The 17,107-nt window shown below is 45.9% G+C and carries 17 protein-coding genes and 1 pseudogene; 7 read left to right on the top strand and 11 right to left on the bottom strand.

From position 1 onward, the window contains the following. The first annotated feature begins 14 nt into the window (after window positions 1-14). Window positions 15-437: a DUF4124 domain-containing protein gene (locus tag AC0KUT_RS18815; RefSeq protein WP_488831958.1), complete on the top strand. Its 423-nt coding sequence runs from the start codon at window positions 15-17 to the stop codon at window positions 435-437. Window positions 438-529: 92 nt separating this feature from the next. After that, entirely contained in the window at window positions 530-1,435 is a 906-nt protein-coding gene (gene hslO, locus AC0KUT_RS18810) for an Hsp33 family molecular chaperone HslO (protein WP_488831957.1), read from the top strand. 67 nt (window positions 1,436-1,502) lie between these two features. Here the strand turns inward: hslO and AC0KUT_RS18805 are convergent, their stop codons facing one another. The 6 genes and pseudogenes from AC0KUT_RS18805 to AC0KUT_RS18780 form a co-directional block, all read right to left on the bottom strand. After that, window positions 1,503-2,387: a type 2 periplasmic-binding domain-containing protein gene (locus AC0KUT_RS18805; RefSeq protein WP_488831954.1), complete on the bottom strand. Its 885-nt coding sequence runs from the start codon at window positions 2,385-2,387 to the stop codon at window positions 1,503-1,505. A 220-nt stretch (window positions 2,388-2,607) separates the two neighbouring features. Beyond that, window positions 2,608-3,009 carry a hypothetical protein gene (locus AC0KUT_RS18800; protein ID WP_488831951.1) on the bottom strand — a complete coding sequence of 134 codons (402 nt, stop codon included), beginning with the start codon at window positions 3,007-3,009 and terminating at the stop codon, window positions 2,608-2,610. Window positions 3,010-3,251: 242 nt separating this feature from the next. After that, window positions 3,252-4,049, bottom strand: coding sequence for a serine O-acetyltransferase (gene cysE, locus AC0KUT_RS18795; RefSeq protein WP_488831949.1), 798 nt, complete (start codon window positions 4,047-4,049; stop codon window positions 3,252-3,254). An 89-nt stretch (window positions 4,050-4,138) separates the two neighbouring features. Beyond that, a pseudogene (locus AC0KUT_RS18790) lies at window positions 4,139-5,014 on the bottom strand (serine/threonine protein kinase); the annotation flags it as partial. A 712-nt stretch (window positions 5,015-5,726) separates the two neighbouring features. Further along, on the bottom strand, window positions 5,727-7,118 hold the full coding sequence (gene hemN, locus AC0KUT_RS18785) for an oxygen-independent coproporphyrinogen III oxidase (RefSeq protein ID WP_488831948.1): 1,392 nt from the start codon (window positions 7,116-7,118) through the stop codon (window positions 5,727-5,729). A 200-nt stretch (window positions 7,119-7,318) separates the two neighbouring features. Beyond that, complete coding sequence (locus AC0KUT_RS18780) at window positions 7,319-8,935, bottom strand: MFS transporter (RefSeq protein ID WP_488831947.1); 1,617 nt, start codon at window positions 8,933-8,935, stop codon at window positions 7,319-7,321. Window positions 8,936-9,203: 268 nt separating this feature from the next. Between AC0KUT_RS18780 and narL the strand changes: the two genes are divergently transcribed. Genes narL through AC0KUT_RS18765 form a run of 3 tightly spaced genes read left to right on the top strand, consistent with a single transcriptional unit; the run spans window position 9,204 to window position 11,928 of the window. Further along, window positions 9,204-9,845 (top strand): two-component system response regulator NarL, encoded by a 642-nt coding sequence (gene narL / locus AC0KUT_RS18775; protein WP_488831946.1) that lies wholly within the window; start codon window positions 9,204-9,206, stop codon window positions 9,843-9,845. A gap of 46 nt (window positions 9,846-9,891) precedes the next feature. After that, entirely contained in the window at window positions 9,892-11,160 is a 1,269-nt protein-coding gene (moeA, locus tag AC0KUT_RS18770) for a molybdopterin molybdotransferase MoeA (RefSeq protein ID WP_488831944.1), read from the top strand. A 30-nt stretch (window positions 11,161-11,190) separates the two neighbouring features. Further along, window positions 11,191-11,928, top strand: a complete 738-nt coding sequence (locus AC0KUT_RS18765; RefSeq protein ID WP_488831943.1) for a sulfite exporter TauE/SafE family protein — start codon at window positions 11,191-11,193, stop codon at window positions 11,926-11,928. A gap of 181 nt (window positions 11,929-12,109) precedes the next feature. On the opposite strand, the gene AC0KUT_RS18760 is transcribed toward AC0KUT_RS18765, so the two are convergent. Then, on the bottom strand, window positions 12,110-12,286 hold the full coding sequence (locus tag AC0KUT_RS18760) for a hypothetical protein (RefSeq protein ID WP_488831942.1): 177 nt from the start codon (window positions 12,284-12,286) through the stop codon (window positions 12,110-12,112). Window positions 12,287-12,512: 226 nt separating this feature from the next. On the opposite strand from AC0KUT_RS18760, the gene AC0KUT_RS18755 reads away from it, so the two are divergent. Together AC0KUT_RS18755 and AC0KUT_RS18750 are read left to right on the top strand one after the other, a co-directional pair. Further along, the gene (locus tag AC0KUT_RS18755) at window positions 12,513-12,743 is read left to right on the top strand and encodes a DUF2789 domain-containing protein (RefSeq protein ID WP_488831941.1); all 231 of its coding nucleotides are present in this window, start codon (window positions 12,513-12,515) and stop codon (window positions 12,741-12,743) included. A 68-nt stretch (window positions 12,744-12,811) separates the two neighbouring features. Beyond that, window positions 12,812-13,561 carry a succinate dehydrogenase iron-sulfur subunit gene (locus AC0KUT_RS18750; protein ID WP_488831940.1) on the top strand — a complete coding sequence of 250 codons (750 nt, stop codon included), beginning with the start codon at window positions 12,812-12,814 and terminating at the stop codon, window positions 13,559-13,561. A gap of 101 nt (window positions 13,562-13,662) precedes the next feature. Here the strand turns inward: AC0KUT_RS18750 and AC0KUT_RS18745 are convergent, their stop codons facing one another. The 4 genes from AC0KUT_RS18745 to AC0KUT_RS18730 all read right to left on the bottom strand — a co-directional run bounded on the left by AC0KUT_RS18745 (window position 13,663) and on the right by AC0KUT_RS18730 (window position 17,089). Beyond that, window positions 13,663-14,853, bottom strand: coding sequence for an HPP family protein (locus AC0KUT_RS18745; RefSeq protein ID WP_488831938.1), 1,191 nt, complete (start codon window positions 14,851-14,853; stop codon window positions 13,663-13,665). A gap of 445 nt (window positions 14,854-15,298) precedes the next feature. Then, the gene (azu, locus tag AC0KUT_RS18740; protein ID WP_488831936.1) at window positions 15,299-15,748 is read right to left on the bottom strand and encodes an azurin; all 450 of its coding nucleotides are present in this window, start codon (window positions 15,746-15,748) and stop codon (window positions 15,299-15,301) included. A gap of 65 nt (window positions 15,749-15,813) precedes the next feature. Further along, window positions 15,814-16,035 carry a hypothetical protein gene (locus tag AC0KUT_RS18735; RefSeq protein ID WP_488831933.1) on the bottom strand — a complete coding sequence of 74 codons (222 nt, stop codon included), beginning with the start codon at window positions 16,033-16,035 and terminating at the stop codon, window positions 15,814-15,816. A gap of 67 nt (window positions 16,036-16,102) precedes the next feature. Continuing rightward, window positions 16,103-17,089: an NAD(P)H-dependent flavin oxidoreductase gene (locus tag AC0KUT_RS18730; RefSeq protein ID WP_488831932.1), complete on the bottom strand. Its 987-nt coding sequence runs from the start codon at window positions 17,087-17,089 to the stop codon at window positions 16,103-16,105. Between the last annotated feature and the right edge of the window lie 18 nt (window positions 17,090-17,107).

Below are 17,107 nucleotides of genomic sequence, written 5' to 3'. Positions count from 1 at the left end.
TGCAGAGGGAAACAATGAAGCTATTGTGTGCAGTCTTGATTGCTTCTTTAGCGCTACCGGCGCTGGCCGATGTGTACCGTTGGACCGATGCGGCGGGCAAGGTGCATTACAGCGATAAAAAACCGGCAGGCGAGGCAGAGGATGTCACGCGTGCTGTGAGCAAGCAAAATATTGATACCAGCACCGCCGAGCATCAAAAGCTTGAGCAGGTTTTGCGCAAAGAAAATGCGGCTGATCGACAATACTATGAGCAGCAGCGGGTGCAGGCGTTTAATGAAAAAACGCAGCGCTGTAACGCAATACGTGAACGCGTTTGGCGAATAAGTGGGCGGGTTAGTTTCGTGGATAAACAGGGGCGCGAGGTCAAGGTGACCGAAGCGGAGCGCAATGCACAGATAGAAGAGTTAAATAAGTATTTGGCACGAGAGTGTCAGTAAGCTAGCGCTATCCCGCTAGCAATTCATTTAGTTTTAATTGAAACAGAAGATTTTTATCACAGCCTTTACTTCATTAAGAGACATCCCTTTTCATGGCAAGCAATGATTTACTCCACCGTTTTATTTTTGACGACTGCGATATTCGCGGTGAAGTCGTTACCTTGGGCGACAGTTACAAAGAAATTCTCAGCCACAATCAACATGCGCCGGCAGTGCAAAGATTGTTGGGCGAATTCTTGGCCGCGATCAGCTTGCTCTCCAACACCTTAAAATTTGACGGTGTAGTTGTTTTGCAAGCGCGTGGCGATGGTTGCATATCGACCATTATGGCGGAGTGTAACCACCAAAACAGTTTGCGCGGCATAGTGCGTTTAAATGAAAACGTGGAGTTAACCCCAGAGTTGGCGGCACACGGCACGCTCAAAGAGCTGCTCGGCAATGGCGTGTTGGTAATTACCATTGAGCCTAAACGCACCGAAAATTTTGGCGGAAAGCTTGAGCGCTATCAAGGCATTGTGCCCATGGAGAGCGAGAATTTGGCTGGTTGCTTGGAGCATTATTTTCAGCAGTCAGAACAGCTCGACACGCGCCTGTGGTTTGTCGCCAATCAACAGGCAGCGAGTGGCTTTTTAATACAGGCGCTGCCGCAGCAGCTCAATACCGATCCTGAAACCAATCAAATGCATTGGGAAACGATTACCGCCCTGGCGGGAACTATCACCGATAGCGAGCTGTTAGACATCGCGCACCCTTCGCTCTTATACCGTTTGTTTAACGAGCAGCCGGTGCGCATATTTGACCCCAAAGCCTTACACTTTGCCTGTAGTTGTTCGCGCGAGCGCAGCGCCAGCGCGCTGGTGACAATTGGGTTGCAAGAGGTCGAAGAATTGTTATTAGAAAAAGGCAGCATTGATATCGACTGTCAGTTCTGTAACCAGCACTATCATTTCGATGCCGCTGAAGTGCGCAAATTACTGGGTGGCGATGTATTACATTAAGTGATATCGCTATCCCAAAGAAGCCGGCCCAGTGCCGGCTTCTTTGCTTTTGGGTAGTGGTGATGCGTTAAAGCTGTTTCCAGTTGGCCACGGCGGGGTGAAAAAAGCCGCATTCGCGATAGGCGCGTTCGATGGTGCCCGCTTTCTCCATAATGGCGATACCTTTATTGAGCGCGTTAAAAAACGCTTCCCCTTGGGGATGTTTACGGCTCACGGGCCAATGGCGGCTACCCGCTATAGTGACCTTAATACCTTTGATAGGTACCAATTCGATACCCTCTACCAGAATGTGCATATCGGGGGTGTTTTCAAAGGGCGCCAAGGTGAGGTCTACCCGTTTCGCTTTAAGCATGCGCGCCATATTGACCCAGTTGGGGGTGTAGAGAATACGCTCAAACCCAAGGTTGATGAGTGTTTGGCGGTCAGGCTTCCACTGGCGGCTGGTAACTACACGCAGTTTGCGCAGGTCAATCAATTCTGTACTGGCAAGTGCTTGGGTATTTTGTGGCGTGGTGTAGAGCCCCGCTTCAAATTGTCCTTTTTTAATTATCGCGGGCGTAATGAAAAGCTCTGCGCTCAGGTCTATTAAATCTTGATGCCAAACGGTTCCCACGGTGGAGATAGTTCTGCCCTCCATGACATTGCGAATACTGCGAAAGTAATTGACCTCTCTCACAAGGCGCAGTGGCCTGTCAAAGCCGCCTAATAGCAGCGCTTGCTGCAGTAGCACCAGTTCAATGACATCGCGACGCGCATAGGGGCCGGAATATTGAGTGATCTCAGTCACTTGGCGCGATCCCATAAAGGCGATGTAATCCCGGTGAATATCACCCACAATCCCAATGGGGGTGGGTTCAAGGGTTGGTTCCTCGGCGCACACGGGCTTTGCTATAAGGCTTAGCAGTAAAAATAGGATAGAAAACAATCGTTGCGCGCGCAGATACAGCAGCATAGTTAAACTATCGCTCGTAGGATGATGGGGTGTACAAAAAGCGCAGTATCAAGCAGGGCGGATTGAATACTAAAACGGATTTTGCATGCTATTTAAATGGCTGCAGGCCTAGGTTAACGTGTGGTTAGCGCCATTGATCGGCTGTTTAGGCCTTTGTAGGGCATTTTGGTGTGATTTTGCGTGCGCGTCTAGTCGTGTCTGGAATGTGGGCGAGAGTTATTTAATACACCGGTTGGCCGCGATACATGCGCTGGGATTTTGGCGGGGTACTCGGTGTACCGGTTATCAGCGGTTCGCTGCGCAGGCTTGGTGCTGCAGGTGCATCTTCCAGCAGTGTTTGGCCGCGATACATTTTTACCAACTGCTTTTTGATGTCTTGAGCAGGCGAGCTCTCTGCCGATACGTCTGCAGATGGCGTTTGCAGCAGCAGGCTCCAAGGCTCACCTGCGAGAAAGAGCAATTCTTTGATAAGCGCTTTACAGATGTTGTCGGCACTGTAGTGGTAGTCGGCTAGCTCCTTTAGCACCTCGGGGTTCGCCATTTTTATGCTGGGCTTCAAGTTTGAATCCACGCGCCGGCGAATCTCGTACACCAAATCAACCATGGGTTTAGTGTATTGCATGCTAGTGACTCCTCAATTTCTTAGAACCTAAGTAGAGCAATAAATAGACCAATGGTCACTTTAGGTGTATATCGCGGTTATTGGCGTTTAAATAGATGCTAAAGCGGTGCTTTTGCGGTGCTGAATTGGTGCGCGAGTTCCGCATTGGTGCAGCGAGTGCTTTGATTAAGCAAAGCGCCCGCTGCAGTAGGCGTTAAATAGTGTGAGAGTGGAGAGAAGGTAGGCTAGCGAATAAGCGACGCTTAGCGCAGCAGGTGGTCCATTTCCCGCGATGGCTGACCGCAGAGGTTTTCACCGATAATCTGTGCTGGCACGCCCGCCACACTGGTGCGCGCGGGGACATCTTTAAGTACCACACTGCCCGCGCCTATTCGTGCGCATTCACCAATCTCAATATTGCCGAGAATCTTAGCGCCTGCACCTATGAGTACACCTTTGCGCACCTTGGGGTGGCGATCGCCCGCCTCTTTGCCGGTACCGCCAAGAGTGACGGATTGCATGATAGATACATTGTCTTCTACCACGGCGGTTTCGCCGATGACGATGCCGGTGGCGTGATCGAACATAATACCTTGGCCGAGACGCGCGGCGGGGTGAATATCGACCGCAAACACGGCAGAAATACGATTTTGCAAAAACAGGGCGAGTGAGTTGCGCCCCTGACGCCAGAGCCAGTTTGCCACGCGATAGGATTGCAGCGCATGAAAGCCTTTGAAAAAGAGCAGGGGCGTAACCAGCGAGCAGCAGGCGGAGTCGCGCTCGCTAACCGCGAGCAAATCGGCGCGCACGGCTTGGGCAATACTGGGGTCAGCGGTAAAAGCCTGTTCAATCACTTCGCGTACTGAAATAGCCGGTAGCGCAGGGCTGTCGAGCTTATTGGCAAGGTGAAAGCTGAGCGCAGCTTCAAAGTTGTCATGGTTGAGAATGGTCGAGTAGAGGAAGCTGGCCAGCACTGGCTCGCACTCCGCTTGTTTGCGCGTTTGTAGGCGAATGGTTTCCCACAGGCTATCGAGCAATAGGGCAGGAGCGGAGGCGTTCATAAGCATTTCTCTACAGAAGATTCATAATGTGTAGTGACCATTATGAGGGCTTGAATGAATAATTCTACCCTTAGGCTTGAGTTTGTCGTCTAGTAAATCACCAAGGGTGGTTCTTGCAGGGCTGCCAATTGTTCGCGCAGCTCTAAAATATGCTCACCCCAATAGCGTTCAGTGTTAAACCAAGGAAAGTGACGCGGGAAGGCCGGGTCGCTCCAGCGCCGCGCTAACCAAGCACTGTAATGCATGATACGCAGGCTGCGCAGCGCTTCAATTAAGCCCAGTTCGGCCAGATCAAAATCGCAAAATTCGCGATAGCCCTCCAAGACTTCACTCAATTGCAGCGTTTGCTGTTCGCGTTCGCCCGACAGTAGCATCCACAAATCCTGAATAGCGGGGCCATTGCGCGCATCGTCAAAGTCGACGAAGTGTGGAATGTCATGGCGCCACAAAATATTGCCCGGATGACAGTCGCCATGCAGGCGAATGGGGGTGTAGTCGATGCGTGCGAACACCGCTTCGCAGCGCTGCAATATGTCTGCACCGAGGGTGCGATAGGATTCGCGCAGACTATTGGGAATAAAATCTCCTGCCATTAAAAACTCATAGGAATCGCGCCCAAAGGTGTGAATATTGAGCGGCGGTCTATGGTTAAACAAGCGTGCTTGGCCGAGGGCGTGAATGCGCCCAAGGGTGCGCCCGAGGGAGAGCAGAGCATCAAAGTCATCGAGATTAGGCGCATGGCCGCCTTGGCGTTCATAGAGCGCGAAGCGGAAACCGCCAAAAGTGCGCAGGGATTGCGCCTGCTCATCCAGCATGGGCGGCACTACCGAAATTTCTAAATCTTTGAGCGCCTGAGTGAACTCGTGCTCTTCAATAATTTGTGCATCGCTCCAGCGCTCGGGACGATAAAACTTGGCGATTAGTGGCACAGCGGCTTCTATGCCCACTTGGTATACACGGTTTTCACAATAACCTTAACGCCATTGTACATGTATGTCGGTAACTAATTGTTAATTAGAGTTTTTAATTAAACAAAAAGTCGTATATGTATACATAACTATTCAGGGGAAATGTGTACAAATTTGGGCTGGGGAGTAGATTGGTAGTGAGTTAGTACTTGGCGCCAAACAAACACCATAAAACCTGAAGAGCCAAATCTAGATAAGCCTCAAAAATGTAACCTCAAAAGCCACTCATGAGCTATTAAACGCCATGAGTGACAGTATTATTCAAGATCCCGATTTTTCACAAAAATCTGTATGGCTATATCCAAGCGAGAGGTGCGTCACCCTGATTTTGCAAGCATTTGAAATTACGCTGGGATCTTGAGGAGATCCAACCCAAAGAAATATATTGATGCAGCAATGGCGATAGTTTCTTCGTCTAAAAATGCGTTACGTAGAGTATTACGGCATGATTTGGTATTTCAGTTGGAGTTACGTTTAGCCGATGAACTGACCCCGCAGTAGTATTTAACATTACCGCAGAAACTTTGCTGCCGCATGGTGTTACTGAAACTGTGTCTTCAGTGCTGATTGCGCACTATCAAAGCCATTCCAAATTAAACGTGGACTTCCAGACTCTAGTGGACACGCCTAAGTCAACAACCTTGAGCGGGTAGTGCAATCCAATCACTATTACACTACCTGCTCAAAATCTACCCCCAAACATTACCGACTAAATTACCTTGGAGTAACGAATTGTTGATGCGTTATTAAGATACTCATCAAACACCATACAAATTCTCCGAATAAGCAACCGCCCCGCATTGAGAACTTCAATTCCATCATCATTTATCGTGAGTAACCCATCATCAATCATTGGCTTTAATTGCGATAATTCTTTAGCAAAATGAGTGCGCACATCCCGGCAAAATGCACCATCAACAGCAGCAAAATTCAAATTGAAATGACAAATTAATTGATTAATTACAAACTGCCGCAAAAGATCTTCGCTGGTTAATTCAATACCTTTAATAAAAGGAATTGCACCCGAGTCAATCGATTTTTGATAATGTTCAACGCGCTTAGCATTTTGTATATAGACATTGCCGAATGCGCTAATCGCAGAAGCTCCAAAAGAGAGCAAATCGCAATCGCCATGAGTGGAGTAGCCCTGAAAATTTCGTTGTAACTTTCCTGCTCTTTGTGCTTGTACCAAACTATCATCCGGTTTTGCGAAATGATCCATGCCAACATAAATATATCCAGCGCCCTGTAACCGCTCTATCGCCATATACAGGAGTTCAAGTTTTTGCTCTGCTGAGGGAAGATCACGCTCGTTAATTAATTCCTGGCTCTTAAAAAGATGCGGCATATGGGCATAATTAAATAATGACAAGCGGTCGGGAGAAAGTTCTATCACTCTATTTAATGTTTCGCCGACACTGCTCAAAGTTTGCATTGGCAGGCCATAAATTAAATCCATACTGATCGAATGATATTTTTGTTGTCTCAGCGCCTTTACCAAGGCACTGACTTCCTCAGCACTATTGTAACGATTTACTGCTTTTTGAACGCTTGAATTAAAATCCTGCACACCCATACTGACACGGTTAAAGCCGAGCTTACGCAAATGCGCCATAGTATTCGCAGATACGCGCCCTGGATGAATCTCTATAGAGTACTCACCTGCGTCATCATCAAGCAAGGTAAAGCGCTTGCGTGTTGCAGCCATCAGCCAAGACATTTCATCATCACTGATAAAAGTGGGGGTACCACCACCCCAATGTAATTGAGTTACAAGTCGCGCGGAATCAAATAACTCTGACTGCATCGCCATTTCGCGCTCCATACGTTCCAAATAAGGTTGCGCACGGCCTTTGTTGTTAGTAACTACTTTGTTGCATCCACAATAAAAGCAAAGGGTATCGCAAAAAGGAATATGAAAATAAAGCGACAGCGGCCGTCCACTCGCGTTACTCCTCTCAACCGCTGCTTTAAAATTGGCAACAGCAAAACTTTCACTAAATTGTGGCGCAGTAGGATATGACGTGTAACGCGGCCCGGTTAAGTCATATTGCTTAATAAGTTCGGAATTCCATTCAAGTGCAGCTTGAAAATAAGCCATAAAATAACCTTGATATCTGATAACTCTAGTGCAGAGCCATTTGTGAAAATTTGCTTTTTGGCATACGGTTTTTATAAATGAAGCGATTGACATATATCAATTTATTGAGCCAACCGGAAAATTGATAATTTGATACGTTAAAATTTTATTGAGTAGCTTAGGCGTGTCCACTAGAATTTTGGATGTCCATTGTGAGGTTTTCAGGGATTATAAAATTCACCTTGTTTACGTAAATAAAACCACCAATTTAATAACACACACACCAGATAAAATACCGCAAAACCCAGCATCGCATATTCCGGTGTAGCGGCTTTGATTTGCTCGCCAAATACCTGCGGTATATAAAACGCCCCATAGCCCGCTACCGCAGAGGTCCAGCCCAGTGCCGGGCCCGCTTGCTCTTTAGGAAAAATATTGGCGATGGAGCAGAAGGTTGAACCATTACCCAGTCCACTTGCGGCAAACAAACCTAAGAACACTAAAAAGAAGGGCGCAAAATACTGCTCAGGGCTGGCGGATTGATAGGCCATGCGCATGTAATAAGCCGCAACTATCGACAAAATAACCATTGCAATCGCACACATTTGTGTGACCAGTGCACCGCCAAATTTGTCAGATACCCAGCCACCTACCGGGCGAATGAGTGCACCAATAAAGGGGGCGATCCACGCGTAAGTCAGAGCGCTTGGGCCACTCGGGTTAAGGGTGTTATGGGTCATCACCCCATCGACAGGTACATGGCTAAAACCAAAAATAACCTGAATAGAGAGAGGGAAGGCCGCTGAAAAACCAATAAATGAGCCAAAGGTCATTACATACAACACACTCATTACCCAAGTGTGCTTGTTGTTAAAAATTTTGTACTGACGATCAAGGCTGGTGCGAATAGATCCGGGCAGCGCTTTGAGTAACATCACCGTAGAAAATAACACCAACACCAGTACCAGCTCTTTGGGAATGCCAAACCCGGAACCATTGACACTGGCAGGCATGATTAGCCACAGCCCCAGAGCTGAGGTTGCAAAGCCAATTAACATCATTGCGATAATGATCGCAAAAGAGCGCGGCGCTCCGCCTGCAAGGTTGGGTGTGACGTCGGCGGTGTTGATGTTGTTCATGCCAAACCAAATTGCAAAGGCGAGGGGGATGAGCAGTAGTAACCACACAAAACCGGCATTTTGAATCCAGGTTTCAGTGCCTGCTGGAATAGCGCCGATCAGCGTGCCGCTTGAAGACTTCAAGATCATTGGGTCGCCGCCCAATACCCCAAAGGCACCAAAGGTCATAAACAGCGGCACCAGTATTTGCATGGTGGTCACGCCAAAATTACCCAAGCCCGCATTTAAACCTAAGGCTAAACCCTGTTGTTTGCGCGGATAAAAAAAGCTGATGTTGGACATAGAGGCCGCAAAATTACCGCCGCCAATGCCCGATAACAGCGCCATTAATTGAAATACCCAAAAGGGTGTGGTCGGATCTTGCAGCGCAAGCCCCGTACCCAGCGCGGGCAGTATGAGTAAACTGGTGGTGAGAAATAGCGTATAGCGCCCGCCGCATAAACGAATAAAAAAGCTGGAGGGAATACGCAAGGTGGCGCCGGTCAAACCCGCAATGGCGCTCAGGCTAAATAAATCGCCTGCGGCATAGGGGAAGCCCAGGTTGAGCATTTGTACGGTGATGATGCTCCACTGCATCCAGACCGCAAAACCGCACAACAAGCTGGGAATAGAAATCCATAAATTGCGAGCGGCAATTTTTTTACCGGTTGAATCCCAAAATTCTGGCTGTTCCGGTTCCCAGCGTTTAAGGTCAGACATGTGACATCCTCAGGTATTATTAGCGTAAGTATTACTATGGACTTATGCCGATATGTACACCATTCAACCGGAGAGTTACCCGCATCACTTTGTGGGGTTAGTGAGTTAGCCGAAAGTAGGTAGTTAAAATGCTACTCACTACCTCCAAAGTGGCATTTCTGGGTTTTGCCAGAGTTAAACAGTTATTATTAATTTCAAGCAGTTACTATTAGTCTTAAACAATGACTAGGCAGAAAAGTCTGCGCTATTTTTTTTAAAGGAGAATTCAGTGAACGCCGAAGCAGCAAGCATTATGTTGGTGGACGACCACCCCTTATTGCGCAAAGGGTTGCGCCAATTAATTTCACTCGCGGGTGATATGGAGGTAGTGGCGGAAGCCGGTAACGGTGCCGATGCGATTAAACTGGCAGTGGATTTAGACCCAGATTTAATTTTGCTGGATTTAAATATGCAGGGCATGGACGGCTTAGAAACTCTGCGTCGCCTGCGAGAAGAGGGTGTCACCTCGCGCATAGTAATGCTAACGGTATCGGATGCTGATGAAGATGTGCTAAATGCTATTTCTAACGGTGCCGATGGCTACTTGTTAAAAGACATGGAGCCAGAAGATATGCTCTCACACATAGAGCGCGCACTCACAGGCAAAATGGTATTGAGTGAAGCTGTAACGCAAGTATTGGCGAGCGCCATTCGCAACCCAGTGAATAAAACCGAAGTGGGCAGCGACAGCTTGACCCAGCGCGAATTAGAAATTTTAAAACTGATTGCCAAAGGCATGAGCAATAAACTCATTGCACGCGAGTTAGATATTTCAGACGGAACCGTAAAAGTTCACGTTAAACATCTGCTTAAAAAATTGCATTTGCGCTCGCGGGTAGAAGCCGCCGTCTGGATGATCAATCATCAATAATTGACGCTTCTTGCATAACTAACACTGACTTTTTTACGAGAATCATATGGTGGATTGCTGCGCACAGCCCGGTTTATTGGCCCTTGAAGACGCGCTCGCGCGCATCCAGCAACAGCTCATGCCTGTGCAGCAATACGAACTTGTTGCGCTGCCACTGGCATTAGATCGAGTGCTAGCCGAGCCTGTCATCGCTGCGATTAATGTGCCCTCAGCCGATAACTCGGCGATGGATGGCTACGCTTTACGCGCCGCCGATTGTAGTGAGAAAAATAGTGCGCTGCAATTAGTTGGCCAAGCCTTAGCAGGGCATCCCTTTATAAGTGAAACAGGGGCCGAACTGCGCGCAGGTGAAGTGGTGCGCATTATGACCGGCGCGATTATTCCTGCAGGTGCCGATGCGGTAGTGATGCAAGAAAATACCCGTGTAAAAGATTCCCAAGTAATCATTCAGCAAAGCGTGCGTGTGGGCGAAAATATTCGTCGCGTCGGTGAAGATATCAAACAAGACGCACAGGTATTTACGCAGGGCCGGCGTATTAGTGCGCTCGATATTGGTTTGCTTGCCTCCTTAGGCATCGCGCAAGTAAGCGTTTTTTGCCCACTGCGCGTGACGATATTTTCCACTGGCGATGAATTATTAGCGAACGGCGCGGCATTTGAAACGGGAAAAATATATGACAGCAATCGCCCACTGCTGGTTGCACTGTTACAGCGCTTAGCGGTAGAGATAAAAGACTTAGGCATAATCCCCGACAATATGGACGCCTTGCGCGCGGCTTTCACCCAAGCAAGTGAATGGGGCGACGTAGTGATTTCTACCGGTGGTGTCTCGGTAGGCGATGCGGATTACACCAAAGATGTATTGGCCGAAATGGGTAGTATCGATTTTTGGAAAATCGCCATGAAGCCCGGTAAACCCTTTTCGTTTGGGCGCTTAGGTGCCTCTTGGTTTTTTGGTTTGCCGGGCAATCCGGTATCCACCGCCGTGACTTACCATCAATTAGTGGTGCCGGGTTTACGCAAGCTTGCGGGTGAAATTATCAGCGAACAACATGCGCCGCTGACATTGCAAGCCACAGTACAACAGCCCTTAAAAAAACAACCGGGGCGAGTAGATTTTCAACGCGCAATTTACACCTATCACGCGGGTGAACAAAACGGTGAGCCACAAGTGCGTACTGCGGGTATGCAAAGTTCGGGGGTGTTAACCGGTATGAGCAACGCCAATTGTTATATCTACTTAGACGCAGAGCGCGGCGCAGTCGCCCAAGGCGAAAGCGTAAAAGTGATTCCGTTTGATCGTTACATTAGTTAAATAAAAAACCTTTAAGAGCGTGGAGTGGGTGTGGAGTTAATTACCTTAGTCATCGCAGGTGGGATTTTTATCGCCGCACTTTTATATTCATCTGTAGGCCACGCCGGTGCCTCGGGGTATATCGCCATTATGGCCTTGGCAGGCTTGGCTCCTGAAAGTTTAAAACCTGCTGCACTCACGCTCAATATTTTAGTCGCGAGCATTGCCAGCTATAAATATATTCGTGTACAAGCCTTCTCATGGCCGTTACTCTGGCCTCTGATTGTCACCTCCATTCCTTGCGCATTTCTCGGTGGCCTATTAACTTTGCCCGGTCATATTTATAAACCCATTTTGGGCGCGGTATTAATTTACGCCGCCTTTCATTCTTTTTTCACCGCCAAAAGTGCGCCACTCAAAGGCACCCGCAACGCCAACCAATGGTTGCTTATGTTGGCGGGTGTATGCATAGGTTTTTTATCGGGTTTGATTGGTGTCGGTGGTGGAATTTTCTTAAGCCCAATTTTATTGTTTTTACGCTGGGGCGAAACACGCATTATTTCCGGCGTTGCCGCCGTATTTATTCTAGTCAATTCCTGCGCCGGTTTGCTGGGAGTAATGAGTAAACAGCCCACGCTACCCGATGGCCTAGCCTATTGGGCATTGGCGGCGATTGTAGGTGGTTGGATTGGCGCCGAGTTCGGCAGTAAGCGCCTAGGCAGCACCGCTATTCGTCAAGTAATGGCGTTAGTGTTATTGATTGCAGGTGGGAAAATGTTTTTGGGATGAGTTGGTGGCGTTAATTAATTCTTGGTTCGTATGGAGCCTAGCGAAATACGGGGTTTGAAATATGTTAACTGTTCATTAAAAAATCATTCCTCACCATCACAATAACCCTTAGGTTAGATAACCATGCTCAAACTTTGGTGATTAAAAAAGTATTGTTGAGCGTGGCTGTCTAACGAGTCATTTAATTGGCTCTCAATGTTTCTTTATCATTATTATTTATATTCTCAGAGGGTGCCATTTTCTTTTGATAGGGAATGTCATTAACGCTCAGCCCTGTTAACTGCCCCTCGTTCATCACTTTCATCCAGCTTAAATGCTGTTGCCAGACTTCAGGCCGGATATGTTCTGGCTTTTTCATGTGTTAAACCTCTTTAATTACCAATGTGGCTATCGTTTTTGATACTGTATAAAAAGTAAATTTAAAAAATCCTTTACGGCTGTTTTAACCATTTTAAGGTCTTATGACAATAACACTAATTGTAGTTATAAACTTGAGTGCTTGTAGGTATGAGTGAGTAGAAAATGGAATTGGTTTTTTTTGAATGATGGGAAAATTGTTATAACGTTAATCAGGAGCAATTATCGTGGAGCCACATGTACATTCTATAGCGGCATTATTCGACCAACTGGGTTTAGAAAGTTCAGATGAAGCAATCGCAAACTTCATCCACGCACATGGGCCGCTGCCCGCAGGCGTGACATTGGCGAAGGCAGAAATATGGAGCCAATCACAGTCTGTTTTTTTAAAAAAGATGATTGATGAAGATGCAGATTGGGCTGAAATCGTCGATCAATTAAATGCGAGGATGCGCTAAGCCACCAACAAGCGAACTAATGGGCGACCCTAAACCCTAAGGGATCGATCATTGCCGGAGTCACCTAAATGAAAATTAGTATCTATCGTTATCACCCAGAAGAAGATGACATACCTCGCATGCAGGATTACTACTATGACCTGCAGCCTGGCGAAGACATGATGGTGCTCGATTTACTAGAGCACTTAAAAATGCAAGACCAAACCCTGACCTTCCGCCGCAGTTGCCGTGAAGGGGTGTGTGGTTCAGATGGAATGAATATTAATGGTTCCAACTGTTTAGCCTGTATCACCAGTATTTCCACACTGTTAAATGGAGGTGAGTTGCCCTCGGGCCAAGAAGTTCGCCCTCATAGTGGCGACGTAGATATTGTTATCAGGCCATTGCCAGGTGTGCCAGTCATTCGCGATTTGGTTGTTGATATGACCATGTTCTTTACGCAATACGAACGCATCAAGCCTTATCTCATCAACAGCGAGCCAGCGCCCGCCATAGAGCGACTTCAATCGCCCGAAGACAGGGCCAAACTCGATGGTTTATACGAATGCATATTATGTGGTTGCTGTTCAACCCAGTGCCCCTCATGGTGGTGGAATCCCGAAAAATTTATTGGCCCCGCTGGGCTACTGAATGCGTATCGTTTTTTAGCGGATTCGCGTGATAAAGGGGAGGAGGAAAGGCTGGCATCACTTGACGATCCTTTTAGTGTTTTTCGCTGCAAAACAATTTTAAATTGTATTTCGTTTTGTCCAAAAAAGCTCAAACCGCGTGCAGCCATTGGACACATTGAAAAAATGCTATTGAAGCGGGGTACATAAAAGTGAGTTACAAGGTACGCCTTTGATTATAAGAGGAACGCGATGATGTCATTTAATGGTGATGACATCATTTAGCTTTCGATCGTATCTACTTAACCCATTTATAAATTCTCAGTAAGCTTCAATTGATATAAAGCTGCAACTAAATCTGATTGAGTGACAATACCTAGAACTCGATACTCATTATCGATAATCGGAATGTTGTGCATGCCAGCATCCGATAGGAGCGGAACCAATTCAACTATGTGAGTATCAACATGGGCAGTTTTTACATCTGTTGTCATAATTTGCCCAACCATTTTGGGGTTTCTGGAATGGTTGTCCTGATGTAATCGCATAAAGTTACGTAGCTTTTCTTCAATACTATCAAAAAAATCCAATTTAGCGTGCACCATGAAATCTACCAGTGTAATAATACCAATAATACAACGCTTGCTATCCAATACAGGCAACGCTTTTATTTTGTGTTTTCTCAAGGTTATCCATGCTTCACTCAATGATGTTTCAAATTTCACGCTTTTAATGTCTTTTGACATAATATCGCCGCAGGTAATTTGATCATATCGCCGACGATATGATTCTATTTCAGTTTGTTTAATTAAATATTCAAGATCATCACGGCTAATATCTAATACTTCATTATATTGCTGTAATACAATATCCAAATCGTGAGAGTTAACACCTGCACGTTTGGTGGGCACTTCATCCTGCGTATTGTGCGTATTTTGTTGAGCAAAATGTTGCTTATGTGGGTAAGGATGACGCGTAAGATTATTAAATACAATTGCAGTGATGATAAGCACCAAAGAATTTATGCCCACAGGTGCAATTGCATAGCTAAACCCTAGCGCATGAATGTCTGGTCCGCCAAGCACTGCATATAAAGCTATAGCACCTCCAGGCGGATGCAATGACCTGGTAAAAAACATTAAGGCAATAGCTGCTGCAACTGAAACCGCAGCAGCGACTGAAACATTAGTAATATACAAGAAGCAAGTAACCCCCACTATGGCTGAGATAACATTTCCAACCAACACTGACCATGGTTGTGCCAAAGGGCTGGAGGGTAACGCGAACAGCAACACTGCGGATGCCCCCATTGGGGCAATCACATTGAGAATAGTTTGCGAGTCAACTAAAAAACAACACAGGATAGCAGTGATAAGAATTCCGAGTAATGATCCTATAGCAGCCCTAATCCGTTCTATGTTATTGATTTCGACTGCAATAGGACCAAATTTATTAAGTTGCATAAATAATACTCTGCGAGCCTGGGCGAAAATTTTTTCCATATTCCTCTCTATGTGCATTTCAATTTTAATTCACGTTGAAAACTAACATAAAAAATTGATTTTATATTTGCTGTTACTCATTAGTTAATTCTCGCATCTGATTGCAATGGGTAATGCAGATATAAAATGTTATTCGATATATTGGGTTTTAATTAAGGGAGAGATGAATAGTTAGATAGCACGGAAAAAATATATCTTATCTGGGGCACTATATGGATAAGAATTGGAGTTGCTCAGTAATGCGCATCAGACATCGTCATTTTTAAAATATCGCTGTTAACGGCTTTAAGGCACTTCTGAGAAAGCTAAATATTGCGTTGATCCATCTGTCTACTATCAAAATATACATAGCTTATTGAATTTCGATATACAGCCAATAATAGTAATAAAGAGTGAGGCTTTAGTCATCACTCTCTATGCTGGAATTTAAAGATTTCTTTTAGTGCTAATTAAGCACTAGACGGCCTTGCATAATTGCACTATGCCCTGGATAAGAACAAAAAAAGCTATATGGAACATTTTCTATTAAATTGCTAACCGAAAATGTTACTGACGTACTTTCGCCGCCACCAACAATAGTGGTAGAGGCTATAACGCGAACATCATCCACTTTAAGATAATTATTAGCGGCTCCTGCAGTCATACCATCAGACGCTATCGATTGCTTATCGTCAGTTTTACTCAACACCCAATTATGCCCCATTACATTTTTTGGCAGTTTTCCGGAGTGTGTCAAATTCACGGTGAATTCTTTACAGGATTGACTAACCACAATTTCTTTTTTATCGTATTGCATTGCATCATTTGCAACAACAGTTGTAACGCACTCTTCTGCTAATGCAGCACAAGCTACCGATGAAAATAAAAAAGATAATGCAAAATGTTTCATATTCATATTTAAAGCTCCACAAAAGATTACAAAAAAAAACGGTTAAAATACTAAGCTACTGAAAAATTAACTTAATCCACTGACCTACCCAATTGTTTTAAAGCGCTCAGCCTAATGATATAACTGATCTTAAAAAATACCGGAAAGATGATTAACCCCACATGAAGAAACACTTGGGTTTGAATGGTTAATTTAAGATTAACGCCATAGGCGATGTACACAATAAGCAACGATGACAACAATGTCGCGGCCATTATCCAGTGCGCGAAATTCAACATTGCTTTTGGATTCATAAAAATACCTTTCGATTTTTTTAAATTACCTAAAACGCTGACCAATTCATTTTTTCGCCAAAAAGTATTAAAAACGATTTAAATAACTGTCGGCTTGATGCATTAGCTCCGCAATAACCGCTGCCGCACTCTTGATCTTATTAACGCTACCGCATCCCTGCCCACAATACAGCGCCATTGACGCAATATCGCCAACCGCGCCCCTTAACGGTGAATCAGTAGAAAAAGGATAAATAGGTGCTCCGTCTTGCTCACCAATAGGTTGCTCAGGATAGGTTTTGTATTTTTCGATGGTTCGTTCTGTGGTTGTATTTTTCAATACTCTAACGGCGGCACTCACCGACCAGTTTCGTTGAAAATCGCAACTGAGTTTGGTGTCCATCGCTTCGGCGGCAAGAATTTTATCTTTATGGAAGTCATGCGCGTTGGACTCTATGGTGGCCAAAAAAAGTGTGCCACAGCTGACGCCCTGCGCACCCAATGCTAACGCAGCAACCAGCGCCCCCCCTGTACTAATGCCTCCTGAAGCCACAACGGGAACAGGACTTAGTGCGCATATTTCCGGCAGCAAACCAAATAAAGAAGCTTTACCGCGCACATGCCCACCAGCTTCAACACCTTGAACGATTAACACATCCACACCCACTTCAAGTGCCTGTTCAGCATCGCGCTTAGTGCCAACTTGATGAATGATTTGTATCCCATGATCACGGCACTGTTTGATTATTTCGCTATCAATATCCCAAAAAAGCACTATGTATTTTATTTTCATTGCAATACAGGCCGCTATTTGACGCGATAACAGCTCCCGCTCTGTTGCGGCAGGAATTAAATTAACCGCAAACGGTTTGTCGCTGATAGACCGATAAAGATTAACTTCTTTGCGAATGAGTTCCGGCTGCTCACGCACCATACCAAGACAACCGAAACCGCCGGCATTACTTACTGATGCAGCTAGAAAATGTCGGGCGACCCCACCCATTCCAGCGCAAAGAATTGGAAATTTACAACCTAAAACATCGGTTAACGGTGTGTATAACGCAGGGTGGTACATACGATTCCCGTAATTTTA

The sequence above is a fragment of the Cellvibrio sp. 25HG11W-0 genome (assembly GCF_057815475.1).
Note: the sequence above shows the minus strand (reverse complement) of the source record. Positions and strands in the feature narration are given on the sequence as shown.